At 40.0% G+C, this 16,540-nt stretch carries 12 protein-coding genes; 2 read left to right on the top strand and 10 right to left on the bottom strand.

Annotated features, from left to right (window positions below):
- Positions 1-2: 2 nt before the first annotated feature.
- The 10 genes from cysN to ileS all read right to left on the bottom strand — a co-directional run bounded on the left by cysN (position 3) and on the right by ileS (position 14,166).
- The gene (gene cysN, locus KEM09_RS02265) at positions 3-1,886 is read right to left on the bottom strand and encodes a sulfate adenylyltransferase subunit CysN (RefSeq protein WP_212224834.1); all 1,884 of its coding nucleotides are present in this window, start codon (positions 1,884-1,886) and stop codon (positions 3-5) included.
- A gap of 21 nt (positions 1,887-1,907) precedes the next feature.
- A complete protein-coding gene (gene cysD / locus KEM09_RS02260) occupies positions 1,908-2,816 on the bottom strand; it encodes a sulfate adenylyltransferase subunit CysD (RefSeq protein WP_212224832.1) in 909 nt (302 codons plus the stop codon).
- Positions 2,817-2,828: 12 nt separating this feature from the next.
- Positions 2,829-3,428: an adenylyl-sulfate kinase gene (cysC, locus tag KEM09_RS02255; RefSeq protein ID WP_212224830.1), complete on the bottom strand. Its 600-nt coding sequence runs from the start codon at positions 3,426-3,428 to the stop codon at positions 2,829-2,831.
- Between the two features lie 6 nt (positions 3,429-3,434).
- Entirely contained in the window at positions 3,435-4,841 is a 1,407-nt protein-coding gene (locus KEM09_RS02250) for a UDP-glucose 6-dehydrogenase (protein WP_212224828.1), read from the bottom strand.
- 38 nt (positions 4,842-4,879) lie between these two features.
- Entirely contained in the window at positions 4,880-5,989 is a 1,110-nt protein-coding gene (locus tag KEM09_RS02245) for a Wzz/FepE/Etk N-terminal domain-containing protein (protein ID WP_212224826.1), read from the bottom strand.
- A 144-nt stretch (positions 5,990-6,133) separates the two neighbouring features.
- Positions 6,134-6,505, bottom strand: a complete 372-nt coding sequence (locus KEM09_RS02240; RefSeq protein ID WP_280516716.1) for a GxxExxY protein — start codon at positions 6,503-6,505, stop codon at positions 6,134-6,136.
- Between the two features lie 281 nt (positions 6,506-6,786).
- Complete coding sequence (locus KEM09_RS02235; RefSeq protein ID WP_244824773.1) at positions 6,787-9,213, bottom strand: SLBB domain-containing protein; 2,427 nt, start codon at positions 9,211-9,213, stop codon at positions 6,787-6,789.
- A 359-nt stretch (positions 9,214-9,572) separates the two neighbouring features.
- Positions 9,573-10,175: a lipoprotein signal peptidase gene (locus tag KEM09_RS02230; RefSeq protein WP_212224821.1), complete on the bottom strand. Its 603-nt coding sequence runs from the start codon at positions 10,173-10,175 to the stop codon at positions 9,573-9,575.
- A 152-nt stretch (positions 10,176-10,327) separates the two neighbouring features.
- Entirely contained in the window at positions 10,328-10,705 is a 378-nt protein-coding gene (locus KEM09_RS02225; RefSeq protein WP_212192424.1) for a TraR/DksA family transcriptional regulator, read from the bottom strand.
- 29 nt (positions 10,706-10,734) lie between these two features.
- Positions 10,735-14,166, bottom strand: coding sequence for an isoleucine--tRNA ligase (ileS, locus tag KEM09_RS02220; protein ID WP_212224819.1), 3,432 nt, complete (start codon positions 14,164-14,166; stop codon positions 10,735-10,737).
- A gap of 227 nt (positions 14,167-14,393) precedes the next feature.
- Between ileS and KEM09_RS02215 the strand changes: the two genes are divergently transcribed.
- On the top strand, positions 14,394-15,080 hold the full coding sequence (locus tag KEM09_RS02215; protein WP_212224809.1) for a DUF5020 family protein: 687 nt from the start codon (positions 14,394-14,396) through the stop codon (positions 15,078-15,080).
- Positions 15,081-15,096: 16 nt separating this feature from the next.
- Entirely contained in the window at positions 15,097-16,398 is a 1,302-nt protein-coding gene (locus KEM09_RS02210) for an NCS2 family permease (protein WP_212224807.1), read from the top strand.
- The last annotated feature ends 142 nt before the right edge of the window (positions 16,399-16,540 follow it).

Genomic DNA, 16,540 nt, shown 5'->3' with positions numbered 1-16,540 from the left:
TACTATTTTATAGATTCTAAAATTATACTCGTTGATGTAATGTCATCTATAAAAATAGCCTCCGTAGGTACTTCGTATAGCAGGTCCATTCCTGGAAGATTTTTGATTATTTCATTTTCATATTTACCATATAAATCAGGCTGTGCTTTTTTACACTCTTCTACATCTTTATTTATATAAGCCAATGTAAATCGATCTTCGCCGATAATCTCTTTGACCTGTTGTCTTATATTATCATTAGGCGATATAAATGCACAAATTGCAATAACCCCCTGATCATTTAATAGTTTACACATATGTGCCACACGCCTTAAATGCTCAGCTCTATCCGCTAAAGAATAATCCAACTCGTGCGATAATCCAGCTCTAACTGTTGCCCCATCGAATACGACCACTGTTTTCCCTTTATCAAACAATGCTTTTTCGATTGTATAAGCTAATTCACGCTTACCACTTCCATGTAGACCTGTAATCCAAATGGTTTGGCCTCTTTGATTATAACGTTCTTCTCTTTCTGAAACTGAAATCAAACTCTCACCACGATTCATCTTTTCACGATCCATATCGGCTATTCGTGAATAAAGATCCTCCTCTTTTGCTTTATCGATGATCATACCAACTGAACAGGTGTTGTTTGTTACCGGATCGATTAAAACGAAAGCACCGGTACTTTTATTTTTATAATAAGGATCAAAGAAGAGTGGTTGATTGGTTGAAATGGTTACACGACCAATTTCATTCAATGAAAAAGTCTCTTTATCAAGTTTATCTAAAGTATTAACATCCACCTGGTACTGAATCTCATCAATTCGGGCTTTGGTTTTATTGGTGGTGTGTTTAATAACAAACTGTGTATGCAGGTTCATTTCCTGTTCATCCATCCAAACCAGCATGGCTTCAAATTGGCGACTAGATTTTGGTTGACTATCCGAATGAACCAACATTTCTCCTCTTGAAATATCAATTTCATCTTCCAAGGTCAGCGTTATACCTTGAGGACAAAATGCTTCCTCAAGCTCTCCCTCGTATGTATGGATTCCACTTACTTTCGACTTTTTACCTGAAGGTATAGCCATGATTTCATCGCCCTTTCTTATAATACCTGATGCCACTTTTCCTGAGAAACCTCTAAAGTCCAAATTTGGTCGAAGCACATATTGAATAGGGAAACGGAAATCTTCAAAATTTCGATCACTGACAACATGCACGGTCTCCAGGTAATCCAATAATGATGGCCCATGATACCATGGCATATTTTCCGACTTGTCTACTACATTATCACCTTTTAAGGCAGATAATGGCATACACTGGATATCCGGAATATTTAGTTGGGAGGCAAAGTCCTTATAATCCTCACTTATTTGATTATAAACCTCCTCTTTATAATCCACAATGTCCATTTTATTAATGGCCAATACCACATGCTTAATGCCCAGCAGTGAAACCAAATAAGTATGTCGTTTGGTTTGCGTAATCACTCCTGTGCGGGCATCTACCAAAATAATAGCCAGGTTTGCCGTAGAACCACCCGTAATCATATTACGGGTATACTGCTCGTGCCCAGGGGTATCTGCTATAATAAACTTGCGTTTATTTGTGGAGAAGTAACGGTAAGCCACATCAATAGTGATGCCCTGCTCACGTTCTGCTTTTAATCCATCTAATAATAAAGCATAATCAATTTCTTCACCAGCATTACCAACACGCTTACTGTCGCGTTCCAATGCTGTTAATTGATCTTCATACAGCTTTTTACTATCAAATAATAAACGACCAATTAATGTAGATTTACCATCATCGACCGACCCCGCCGTTAATAAGCGCAGTAAATCCTTTTTTTCATCCTGATCAAGAAACTGATCTATATTTAATTTTGAATCAATCATTATAATTTCTTTGCTGTAAATTTAGAAGTACCCCTCTCGCTTTTTCTGTTCCATACTGGCTTCCTGATCGAAATCAATGACACGTGTAGTGCGTTCTGATTGGGTAGCTGTCATCATTTCTTCTACAATCTTTTCAATGGTGTCAGCTTCTGACTCTACAGCTCCTGTAAGCGGATAACAACCTAAAGTTCTGAATCGCACCATTCTCATCTCAGCTTTCTCAACCAGCTCTTTAGGCATACGCTCATCATCTACCATTATTAAGTTGCCCTCCACTTCAACTACAGGTCTTTCTTTTGCAAAATACAAAGGCACAATAGGAATTTGTTCCAAACGAATGTACTGCCAAATATCTAATTCCGTCCAATTTGACAAGGGGAACACACGAATGGATTCACCTTTATGTACATTGGTATTATAGATATCCCAAAGCTCAGGGCGCTGATTCTTTGGATCCCATTGGTGATATTTATCACGAAAAGAAAATATACGTTCTTTAGCTCTTGACTTTTCCTCATCACGACGTGCACCTCCGAAGGCAGCGTCAAACTTATATTTTGATAAACCTTCTAATAAGGCTTGTGTTTTCATCAAGTCGGTATGTATCTTACTACCGTGAGAAAAAGGACCAACACCCTCTTCGAATGCTTTTTGATTGGAGTTCACAATTAAGTCCCAATTATGGTCTTTCACATATTGATCTCTAAATTTAATCATCTCCTTAAACTTCCACTTAGAATCAATGTGCATCAGCGGAAAAGGCACCTTACCCGGAGCAAAAGCCTTCTCAGCTAATCGCACCATAACCGACGAATCTTTTCCAATTGAATAAAGCATCACCGGATTTTCAAATTCAGCTGCTACTTCACGGATAATGTGAATGGCTTCCGCCTCGAGTTCTTTTAGGTGACTTAATCTATAATTTCGCATGATTGTTTCTTCCTAATAAGTGATTTTGGGTATGATAACTTCCAATATTTGCTCTACGCACTCATCAACTGAATACTTAGAAGTGTCAATATTTAAATCAGGATTGACTGGAGGTTCAAAGGGAGCAGATATACCAGTAAAGTCACTTATCTCACCAGCTCTGGCTTTTTTATACAAGCCTTTGGTATCTCTTTTCTCGCACGCAGCTAATGGCGGATTAACGTAAACTTCAATGAAGTCTTCGCGTCCTATAATATCCTTTGAAAGATCACGAATTTCTTTAGTTGGACTAATGAAGGCAGACAAAGTTATTAAGCCACCATCTAAAAACAACTTACAAACTTCAGCAATACGCCGCACATTTTCTGTTCGGTCCTCATCCGAAAAGCCAAGGTTACTATTAATACCTGTTCGGATATTGTCTCCATCAAGCAACTTACACAAAATGCCTCTTCTATACAATTCTTTTTCCAGAGCAGATGCCAGTGTACTTTTCCCAGAACCTGATAATCCGGTAAACCAAATTACTTTTGCCCGATGTTTTAACAACTTTTCCCTATCCTGCCTTGATAGTATTCTGTCGAATATTGGATATATGTGTTTATCTCCCATTTAGTTCTATTCTCTTCCTAAATTATAGCTTTTAAAGCCAATGTCTTCTATTTGTTGTTTATCAATTATATTCCTCCCGTCAAACACAAAAGCTGGCTTTTTCATCCCATTATAAACCTTCTCCCAGTCATAGCTTTTAAACTCATCCCACTCGGTTAGAATGGCAACTGCATGTGTATCGCCCATGGCTTCATAAGCATCTCTAACCACTGTAACTAAGTGTTTATTTTGTTCTTCTGAGCGAGTATTCAAATAATCTAAATCGGCGTAAATCTGTTCCGCTTTAACTTTTGGGTCATAAACTACTAGTTCAGCCTGTTCATTCAACAAATAGTCGGCTACATAAATCGCTGCCGATTCTCGCGTATCATTCGTATCCTTTTTAAAGGCCCAGCCAAGGATAGCAATCTTTTTCCCATTAACAGTATTGAAAAGGTTTTGAACAATCTTTTCGGCAAAACGACGTTTTTGGTAATCATTTAATTTTATCACTTGTTCCCAATAGTCTGCCACTTCCTCCAAACCATAAGAGCGGGCAATGTATACCAGGTTCAAAATATCTTTTTGAAAACATGAACCTCCGAAACCTACAGAAGCTTTTAAAAATTTGGAGCCAATACGACTATCTGCTCCAATAGCATTGGCAATTTCATCCACATTTGCCCCTGTTTGTTCACAAAGAGCCGATATGGCGTTTATGGATGATACCCTTTGTGCCAAAAAAGCATTGGCTGTTAGTTTGGATAACTCCGACGACCATACATTAGTGGTTATTATTCTCTCTCGTGGCAACCAATGCGAATAGATGTCTATTAAACACTGAATGGCGTTTAGTCCATCTTCATCCTGATCACCTCCTATTAAAACACGATCGCCATTGTGTAAGTCATCAATGGCTGTGCCTTCCGCTAAGAATTCCGGGTTGGATAGTACTTTAAATTGAATATCCTTTCCTTCCGCATCTAAAATAGTCTTAATTGACTCTGCGGTTCGCACTGGTAAGGTTGACTTTTCAACAACGATTTTATCAGAAGTGGAAACTTTAGCGATATTTCGAGCACATAACTCCACATACTTTAAGTCGGCAGCCATGCCTTTACCAACTCCGTACTTTTTAGTTGGTGTATTCACAGAGATAAAAACCATTTCAGCTTCGTTGATGGCATTATCTACATTGGTTGAAAAAAATAAATTGCGCCCTCTTGCTTCAAGAACCACTTCTTTTAATCCTGGTTCATAAATTGGGAGATTATCCAGGCTCTCATCGTTCCAATCTGCAATACGTTGTACGTTAATATCAACAACAGTCACTTTTATCTCCGGGCACTTTTGAGCAATCACAGCCATAGTCGGTCCTCCAACATAACCGGCTCCTATGCAACAAATATTTTTTATCTTATTTGGGAGATTCATCTATACACTTTTGACTTCAATAAGCATTCTTGATTAATTCAGAAACTCTTCGCTATACTAGTCCAAACTAACTTTCCAAAAATCACTCCTAAACCAATAAACCCTCCTAAGAACACACTCACAACCAAAATAATTTTCTTCTTTGGTGCACTTTTTTCAATGGGCACTTTAGCAGGTTCTAGTATGGTAAAGGCTGGCGTTTGTTCATTGACAGCTATTTTGGCCTGTTCCAACTGTTGAGCAAGACCTTTGAACACAGTAGATGACATATCGTATTCATCACTCAGGCGCTGAAACTCGAGATTGACACGCTCAGACACCATATTACGATGCTGATCCTTGTAGGCGAAAAAGGACCTTTGAGCTACTTCGTATTCAGCTTTCTTTTGATCGAACTGTCCTTGCACAAACTCCAAATGTTCTCTGGATTGTTTGGTTTTATACTTGATAATATAATCCTGCAATAATTCAACAGCTTTCTGAACCACCTGCGCCACTAATACCGGCTCACCCAATTCGGCGGATACATTGATTAATCCCGTTTTTTTATCTACATCAATCACCACTACCTCTTCTACTGCCGCCATTGCCATTAGTTCTTCTTCGGACAGATTCAATACACCATAGTCAGTTACAGCTATTTCTTCGTCGGTCGTATCGCTTAACGCATCTTTAATCGTCCAGGGGAGGCGAATGGTATATTTAGCTATTTTGCTACCTAATGACTCAATGGTATCTGCTACTGCATAGTCATAAAAAGAAATTGGCTGTTGATAACCTTCGAAATGAAATTGTTGGTGAATCATCTCCCTTTTAAATGGGTATGAATTCACCACCTGCGGATATATTTCAGCAGGAATACCTGATGACTGTCCCATCATGGAACCCAGGTTAATGCCTGCCATACTGGCTAAGCCACCTAAATTCCCCAATGCACCTCCTTGCTTTTCCTCAGATGGTATGAGCGTACAATACGCTTCATATTTAGCAGGACTGGTAAACGCAATAATTAAACCAATAAAGACAGCGATACCAATAGAATAATAAATTGTTCTACGTCCGTTCCAAATCGTTTTGACGAGGGCAATGAGGTCTATCTCGTCGTCTTTGATGATTTGGAGTTTATCGTTAGTATTTTCTGTATTCATGTACTGAACTATTATTTTCTTTTATCCTCAGATGGATATTTATTTCTTCTTTGTCCACAGATTTACGCAGATTTTTCATTTCTGCGAAAATCTGTGTTAATCTGTGGATTATCATTTTTTTATTTTCAAACAATAATTAGACATTTATGAATTAATGATTCTCTTGTATTCCAATGAATCATTTCCAAAATTAACAAGAAGGGCTAGTTTCTTTCCTGTAATTTTTAAATAGTTTATGACTTGTGCCAAATGTTCATCGGTTAATTCTGAGACTGCCTTTAACTCGACTATTATTTCATCGTAACAAATAAAATCAGCTTTATAGCGCTTGTTTAATTCAATTCCTTTGTATTTAACTATTAACTCTTCTTCTCGCTTGAAAGGAATACGTTTGTTTCCTAATTCAACAGCTAAAGCTTCCTGATAAATGGCTTCTGACATACCACCTCCTAAAACGGAGTGTACTTCCATACAACAACCTATTATTTTATAGGTCTTTTCTTTATCAGGCAACATTGTCATTTTAACTATTCGATTTTCTTCTTAAATAAATTTTGTCCCCAGATTTTCGCTGATTAACGCTGATGCGAACCAACTGTGTTTCTTTTTTTGAAATAGCAAGGCTATTTCTTTATCTGTGACAATCTGCGTAATCTGTGGTTCTATCTGTTTACTATTTTCTTTTTCTTGTTCGCAGATCAGCTCAAATTTTCACGTATGAAAAAAGACTGCGCTATTTCTTTTCTATGTGAATCTGTGATTTATTTTTGCAACTACACTATACAGTAATTATATCCTTAATTTCCCATTCGATCAGCAATGGTCACAATTGTCAATGATAAAGATGCCAACGCACTGGCCATGGCAATCCAGGCAGTCGCCGGCATTGGTTCTCGTTCAGGCTTTTCAGGCACCACCACTTCTGAGCCTGGCATTACTTTAGGGTAGTTTCTAAAGAACAAGAAGCTCTTTGTGGATGCTGCTGCCCCGTTCGGGTAGATCACATAGGATTTTCCCTTTTTGGCGCGCAAACTAAACCCTCCACCTGATTGCACATAGTGTTTCAGGCGCTTGCCATCCACGTAGGATACTGAGAGTGGATTCAATACGCCACCTGTCACCTTCACCGTTTGGAGCTCACGCGGTATCACCAGTTCATCGCCATCCTGCAAAAAGATATCATCTTTACTGCCGGGTTGTTTGAGAATCTTCTCCAGATCGATACTCACCACATCAAAACCTAAATCATCAAACACCAATGACGTATCAGAAGCTACCAACTGTTCCCGTAAACGTTTTACTTTTTGAGATACTTCCACCTTACGTGTGAGCATTGCCCCTTTCGCATAGGCATTAGGCGACAATCCACCCGCACGTTGTATAATCGTTGACACACGTTCTTTCTTGGAAGTCAGGCTAAATTGCCCCGCATAGTTAACCTCACCCATAATATTAATAACACTTTTGTCTTCATAGCCTGGTGAACGACGGACAAATATTTGGTCATATGGTTGTAATACAAACATCGCATCTTCCCCATTCATCTTTAAATCGCGCGAAATGGTAAATTGAAATACATGTGCTATTCTATCACCGGCCTTTTGGGCTTCATCATATGACAGTCGTCTTGAAATCTCAATAAATGCTTCTGATGCTGATTCCTTGAAACCACCTGCTTTGAAAACCAGATCGGATAAATTCATATCCTGGTTATAATCAAATTCACCAGGGTATTGAACCTCACCAAATATCTCTACCGTGCGTATCTCACGCAGGTCGTCAATTGATGAAATGGTAATCATGTCCTCCCGTTTCAGTTCAATGTCAGATTCTCCCCTTAAAACAGCTCCTACATCAAAAGTAATATTCTGAAGTGTCAAATCCTCCATTAAACGCGTTACCAAACCTCTGTTCAGGAACACATCTTCCCTGACGCCATCTGCATTATCAATGAGTTGCTTCAGGGTTAACCCTTCGGTTAGCTCATAATTACCAGGCCGATACACAGCTCCCTGAATACTTACTTTATTTTCGTAACGCTCCAATATCGTACCGGCAAAAATACTGTCGCCACTCTCGAGCATTACCTGTTCATATTCTTTAGCCAGTACATCTTTAAAAGCACGCTGACGGGATGTTGTGCGGTACAGTTCTACGCGGTGTGTGTAGGCATTTTCAGTAAAACCACCTGCGTATTCAATCATATCGCTCATCTTCTCATTGCCCTTGGCTTCAAAAATGCCGTTACGCTTAAATTCTCCCCCTACTTTTATTCGTTTTTCGTAGGTTGGGACCAGGATAACATCACCATCGCTAAGAGATACATTGACATCACTCTTTCCTTTGATTAGGAATTCGTATACATCCAGTTTAGTTACAAGCTCACCATTGCGAATTACCTGTATGGCCCTAAAGGACCCTTCTTTATTGGGTCCCCCTGCCAGATACAGGGCATTAAACGCTGTAGCTGTTCCTGGTACGGTATAAGTTCCCGGCACAAACACCTCACCAATAACATTTACTTTGATTGACTTAACAGTACCCACATTGATGCTCACAAAGGTTTTGGGATTTGCCGATTTTAAGTCACTATAGATGGTTGTTAACTTACTATGTATGCGTTTTTGAGCTTCCTCCTGTGTTAAACGCCCCACTTGTATTGGTCCGATATTTGGGATATTGATGAACCCATTCTTATCAACCAGTAAATTGTAGCTCTGCTGCGAAACGCCCCACACATCGATGATTATTTCATCGCCAGGCCCCAGCACATACGATGGTGGCACGGGTAAATTCACATTAGGTTCAAAAGTCAGTTTATCATTATTAAAGAAGGAAAAACCAAATATACGCTGATCGATTACAGCTGAATCAACAGGCATTTTCACCGACTCAATCATTCCAAATTCACTAACAGAACTTGATTCCATACCTGGCTGATTGAGGCCAGTGCCACCAGTTAACTTCACCTCATTAATACGTTGACGGAGTTTGGTGATTTGCTCCTGGCTCATCCCTCTCGCCTGAGCTAAAGCAATGGCCTGCTGCTCACTTAAGCCACGCTTCTCCATTTCCTGAATCATTCTCAGCACCTGTGCATCTGTCATCTCATCAACATTAACAGATTTAACATCTACCGAGTTGGGATCAATACTTTGTCCCCATGTGGTAACTGAAGAAGCTACCAATAGCAATAATGACAGAAACAATAATCTCATCTTCATATATATCTTTTATCTTTCTTTGCCAGAATCTTGAAACTGCTTAAGCAAGAATTACACCTGCAGTTTGAATCTTATTTTTAGCAAATATCCCTTACAAAAACTAAATATTTACGTCAGCTAGGTGACCTTTGGATACACTGCCGCCTCCTGACTTACATAGCGAAATCCCATTCATACGCAAACCAGCAATTTCTATCAGACTGTAAACCAACCCACAACACCAACCAACTCTATCGTCCAACATTTGACGGCGCGAAGTTATGGATAAATAAGGACAAAAGCACGTTAAAAAAACCTATTTTTCAACATAATAATTGTTGAAATAAATCAGGCTTCATGATTAGTCCTTACTATTCAAACTACTCCTTAAAAAAACGTTTTTGGAAGAATAATATTATAATGATGCCAATGGTTATGGATGAATCGGCTATATTAAAAACAGGACGAAAGAAGATAAATGGATTTCCGCCCACATAAGGTATCCACTCAGGGTATCGCCCTTCTATCAATGGGAAATACAGCATATCAACCACCTTACCATGTAAAAAGGAAGAGTAACCGCCAGCTTCGGGTAAGAAAGTCGCGATTTGCCCATAACTATGATCGAATATCATTCCGTAGAAGGCACTATCAATAATATTACCAAGAGCTCCGGCCAAAACCAGTCCTACGCAATAGATTAACCCTTTAGGCGCGCCCTTCTTGCTTAAATTAACCATGTACCAGCCAATACCAACAACCGCTACTATGCGAAAGATGCTCAAAAATGCTTTGCCAAATTTACCGGCCAGCTGCATACCAAAAGCCATTCCATTGTTTTCAACAAAATGTATAATGAACCAATTGCCTAGAACAGGTATCTCATCCCCAAGCATCATATGGGTTTTGATATAAAACTTTGACACCTGATCAACCAACAGAATCAGGAAAATTATAAGAAATGATTTTTTTAATACCGACATATTCTCAAGAAATAAATACAATTAGTAATTACGGCTGACACCTTAACATGTTTCAAAAAAGATCATGCTATATAAAACGCACAAAAGACCAATGGAGTATTTACTATCATCCATTGGCCATTATGCATATTGATATTTTAAATGATATCTTTCTACTTCTGCCCCTGCTTAGCTTCCACACTCAATGTTGCGTGAGGAACGGCCTTTAAACGCTCCTTGGGAATCAGCTTACCGGTTACCCGGCAAACACCATAGGTTTTGTTTTCGATGCGCACCAAGGCTGCCGAAAGATGCTGAATGAACTTTTGTTGTCGCTGAGCCAGTTTACCTGCTTCTTCTTTAGATAATACCGCAGCTCCCTCTTCCAATACTTTAAAAGTTGGTGAGGTATCCTGTGTATCGTTACCATCCTGATGTGTAATGGTATTTCTCAGCAGCTCATAATCTTTTTTGGCCTTATCAAGTTTCTTCAGAATAATCTCTTTGAATTCCTGAAGTTCTTCGTCCGAGTAACGTGTTTTTTCAGCCATAATGACTAAGTTTTAGTTTACACATACCACTAGGCCTTCATCACATGAATGGCTGTGGTTATTTCATCATCAATCTCAACGGTTGTAACACCATCGTTATTGCATGTATCAACCAATTTAACTTCTACAGCGAGTGTTTGCGCACCAATGTACTCAGCATGCTTTTCCACTGCACTATTGATTGCTTCATGCTTTTGAATTTGCAATTTGATTTTATCTGTTACATCAAAACCAGAATCTTTGCGCAGGTTCTGAATGCGATTAACAAATTCACGGGCAATTCCTTCCTCACGCAATTCATCAGTTACATTAATATCCAATGCAACCGTTATTTTGCCCTCATTAGTCACTAACCAACCCGGAATATCTTCAGATAATATCTCAACATCTTCAAGTGTAAGAACGATGGATTGTCCATTGACATCCAATGTAAATTGTTCTTCTTTCTCGAAGATAGCAATTTCTTCCTGACCCATGGCATTTATGGCTCCTGAAATTACCTTCATATTTTTACCGTGCTTTGGCCCAAGGGTTTTAAAATTAGGCTTAATCTTCTTCACCAATACACCCGATGAATCTTTCAGGAATTCCATCTCCTTCACATTCACCTCAGTAAGCACTAAATCCTTGATAGCTTCCAGCTGATGCTCAAAGGTTTCATCCAATATTGGAATCATCACCTTACCCAATGGCTGACGCACTTTCAGGTTAACCTTACGACGCAGACTCAATACCATAGAAGAGATGGACTGCGCATACTCCATACGCTCCTCAAGTGCTTTATCAATCAGCTTCTCATCAAATTTTGGAAACTCTGCCAGGTGAACTGAAACATCAGTATACCTCCCTGAAACCTTATTTAAATCAGCAAATAACTGGTCGGTAAAGAATGGGGCAATAGGAGCTGATAGCAGCGCCACTGTTTCCAAACAAGCGTATAGCGTCTGGTAAGCAGCCAATTTATCTTCATTCATTTCACCACCCCAGAAACGCTTACGATTCAAACGCACATACCAGTTACTCAGGTTCTCCATAACAAAATCCTGAATGGCACGGCCAGCACGCGTCGGCTCATAGCTTTCATAACTGTCGTTGACTTCTTTAATCAGTGAGTTGAGCAATGACATGATCCAGCGATCAATCTCTGAGCGTTTCTCAACGGGCACCGAGGCCTCCTGACCTGTAAATCCATCGATATTGGCATAGAGAGCAAAGAACGAATAGGTATTATACAAGGTGCCGAAGAACTTACGTTTCACCTCATCCACCCCAGAGATATCAAACTTTAGGTTATCCCATGGCTGTGCATTCGTAATCATGTACCAGCGCAAAGGATCGGAACCATACTGCTCAATGACCTCGAATGGATCTACGCCATTACCAAGGCGCTTCGACATCTTATTGCCATTCTTATCCAGAACCAGACCGTTAGAGATAATATTTTTAAAGGCCACCGAATCGAATAACATGGTGGCAATAGCATGCAAGGTAAAGAACCAGCCTCTTGTCTGGTCAACTCCTTCTGCAATAAAGTCGGCCGGATACACTTCATTGAAGCCTTCCTTGTTTTCAAATGGGTAATGCATTTGTGCATAAGGCATGGCACCCGAATCAAACCACACATCAATCAGGTCCGACTCGCGCTGCATTGGCTGCCCACTGTCTGACACCAGAATAATATCATCTACATGGTGGCGGTGCAGATCAATCTTTTCGTAATTCTCTTTTGAGTTATCACCCACCTCAAAGCCTGCAAACGGATTCTTCTCCATCAATCCGGCTTCTACCGCCTTATTTATTTCATTCATCAGCTCTTCTACAGAGCCAATACATTTTTCTTCTGTTCCATCCTCTGTCTTCCAGATAGGTAGCGGCGTTCCCCAATAGCGCGAACGGCTCAGGTTCCAGTCTACCAAATTCTCCAGCCACTTGCCGAAACGACCTGTCCCGGTTGATGCAGGTTTCCAGTTAATGGTTTTATTCAACTCAATCATGCGATCGCGCACAGCGGTGGTTTTAATAAACCAGCTATCCAATGGATAATAGAGCACCGGCTTATCGGTGCGCCAGCAATGCGGGTAGTTGTGCACATGCTTCTCAACCTTGAAAGCCTTGTTTTCTTTCTTCAGCATCACCGACAAATCCACATCAAGTGTAGCATCTTCTTCGGTCAATGAAGAATCGTAAGCATTTTTTACAAAACGACCGGCATACTCAGCATAAGCTTCGGTATTAACGAAACTGGCAACAAAATCAGTGTCAAGATCTTCTATCCTGAAGAACTTACCGCTTTTATCAACCATCGGCTGACGCTTCCCTTCTTTATCAATCAGGATGAGCGGCGCAATGCCTGCCACTTTAGCCACACGGTCGTCATCAGCACCAAAGGTAGGTGCGATATGCACGATTCCTGTACCATCTTCAGTGGTTACATAATCACCCAAAATCACACGGAAAGCATCACCATCAGGTTTCACCCATGGCATTAGCTGTTCATAGCGAACTCCTTCCAAATCAGTTCCCACATACTCAGCCACCACCTTAAACGGTATCTTTTTATCACCTGGCTGGTAAGCATCAAACTCCAGCTCAGCATTTTTGGGGTTAAAATAGTTATTCACCAATGACTTGGCAACAATAACCGAAACAGGCAGGCCTGTATATGGATTGTATGATTTAACTTTTACATATTCGATTTTTGGTCCAACCGCCAAAGCTGTGTTTGAAGGCAAAGTCCATGGCGTAGTGGTCCAGGCCAGGAAGCTTAGCTCTTCATCGTTATCAAACAGCTTTTCAGAAGCCTCGTTACGCACAATTTTAAATTGCGCCGTACAAGTAGTATCCTTCACATCGCGGTAACACCCTGGCTGGTTCAGTTCATGAGTACTTAACCCAGTACCGGCCGCCGGCGAATAAGGCTGTATAGTATAGCCTTTGTACAACATATCTTTCTTGTACAGCTCTTTCAGCAACCACCAAAGCGTTTCGATGTAACGGTTATCGTAGGTAATGTATGGATCATCCATATCTACCCAGTAGCCCATTTTATGTGTTAAGTCTTCCCACAAATCAGTGTATTTCATCACATCTTTGCGACAGGCTTCGTTATATTCGGCAACAGAAATACTTTTACCAATATCTTCCTTGGTGATACCCAATGCTTTTTCAACGCCCAGCTCAACTGGTAAACCGTGTGTATCCCAACCAGCCTTACGTTTCACCAGGTAGCCCTGCTGCGTTTTAAAGCGGCAAAATATATCTTTAATGGTTCGCGCCATTACGTGGTGAATACCAGGAATACCATTGGCAGAAGGCGGTCCTTCGTAAAATACGAACGTAGGTTTACCTTCTCTGGTCGTGATACTCTTCTCAAATGCTCCGTTTTCTTCCCAGGTCTTCAAAACATCCTTGTTCACCTGCGACAGATTCAATCCTTTATATTCCGGAAATTTTGCGCTCATCAATTCAATATTTTACCCTAATTTTAAAAAGTTTACAAATATAGATGTTGGTGCCTTGAAAAACAAATGATTCATAACACTTAAAGCATCATTTTAACCCTTTCTTTTAATCACTATAAATAAGCCTCATAAAAGACAAATGCGGATATTCTTCATCAATTGCATTAACTTTTTATTTACTTTTGCGCCATCAATAACTAGTATAAACTATTAATTACACATCACTTATGAAAAGAATTCTATTTTCATTGATGGCCGCTATGGCATTTGGAGCTGTTGTAAAAGCTCAAAACCTTCAGGTTCACTATGATTTTGGTAAAGAGCGTAAACAAATCACAACAACATTGGAGATGTTTAAACCAGATAAATATGGTAGCACTTTCTTCTTTGTTGATATGGATTACAGCAATGACACCAGGGGTGTTGATAATGGTGTTTCTTTAGCTTACTGGGAGATTGCACGAAGCTTCAAATGGAACGAAAGTCAAAAATTCGAACCCCGGATAGAATATAATGGAGGTAATCTTAAATTAAACGATCCCCTACCATTCACAATCATTGAAAATGCATGGCTTGTGGGAGGGCAATATACGTTTAACAATGCCGACTTCTCTCGAATATTAACACTACAAGCTAACTACAAGTACATCAAAGATAAGGAAGATGCTGCATTTCAGTTAACAGCTGTCTGGGGGCTTCATTTTATGGATAGAAAACTTTCACTGGTTGGCTTCGCCGACTTCTGGAAAGAAGAGATGTTCTGGGGAACTGACTACCGTTTCTTAATGGAACCACAAATATGGTATAACACCTGTAAAAATTTCTCTTTTGGTGGAGAAATTGAGATGAGCAACAATTTCGTTAAAGATGAATTTGTTGTTAACCCGACCCTGGCTGTTAAGTGGACATTCTAATTAATACAACAATATCATGTTAGAGAAATTCTTCAAACTATCAGAAAATAAAACCACTGTCAAAACAGAGATCGTTGCCGGTATCACTACGTTTATGACAATGGCCTACATCCTGGCTGTCAACCCCGATATTCTTTCGGCTACAGGCATGGATAAAGGGGCGCTATTTACCGCTACAGCAATTTCGGCTGCCGTGGGTACCTTAGTAATGGCACTGTGGGCTAAATTACCATTTGCTCTGGCTCCAGGCATGGGACTGAACGCTTTCTTTGCCTTTGGTGTATGTATTGGCATGGGTATGTCGTGGCAATTTGCATTAACAGCTGTATTCCTCGAAGGTATCCTGTTTATTTTAATGACTGCGTTCAATATACGTGAGTTAATTATCAATGCAATTCCTGGCAGTATCAAAAACGCCATTTCAGTCGGTATTGGTTTATTCATTGCTTTTATCGGCATGAAAAATGCGGGTATCATTGTTGCTCACGACGCAACATTTGTTCACTTAGGCGATATGAAAAGCGGTGCTGTACTACTGGCATTAGGCGGTATTGTTATTACTGGTGTATTGCTGGCACTAAAAGTAAAAGGCGCCCTGCTAATTGGCATGGTAGCAACCACAATAGTTGGCTTGCCTTTAGGCGTAACACAGTTGCCGCACTTCGATTTCTCAGTACCTTCTATCTCTTCAATTGCCTGGCAATTTGACTGGAGCTGGCTGAATAACCCGGAAGGTATCTTCACCATGATTACTGTACTTTTCACTTTCCTTTTTGTGGATATGTTTGATACAGTTGGCACCTTAATTGGCGTATCGACCAAAGCTAAAATGATTAACGAAGACGGCCGCATACCAAATGTAAAGCAGGCACTGATGGCTGACTCTATTGGTACTACCGTAGGAGCTGCCTTAGGTACTTCAACTGTTACAACATATGTGGAGTCTGCAGCAGGTGTTGCTGAAGGTGGCCGCACCGGCTTAACCGCTTTAACAACGGCTGTATTATTTATTTTTGCATTATTCCTGTCGCCATTATTCCTGATGATTCCGGCAGCTGCAACTGCACCTGCATTGGTGTTGGTAGGGGTAATGATGATGACACCTATTCAGAATCTGGATTTAGATGACTTCACTGAATCTATTCCTGCTTTCTTCACATTAGTTATGATGCCACTAACCTTCTCTATTGCTGAAGGTATTGTATTTGGTATTCTGTCGTATGTGATTTTGAAATTACTGACAGGTAAATTCAAAGATATATCAATCATCAGTTACATTCTGGCTGTGTTATTCATCATGAAGTTTATTTTCATGTAAAGATTGATAGTCAAAATACTTCAAAGAGGCCTTTCGAAAGATGGGCCTTTTTTTGTCCAAAAACAGCGTGTACCTGCGCATACATCTCCGGTCGTGCATGCAGGGCTTCCGGTCACAAAACTTCTATCTCCGGTCGGCACTA

Origin of the sequence: Carboxylicivirga mesophila (assembly GCF_018271975.1) — a bacterium.
GTDB classification, from domain to species: Bacteria; Bacteroidota; Bacteroidia; order Bacteroidales; family Marinilabiliaceae; genus Carboxylicivirga; species Carboxylicivirga mesophila.
This window is presented reverse-complemented; position numbering and strand designations above follow the sequence as displayed.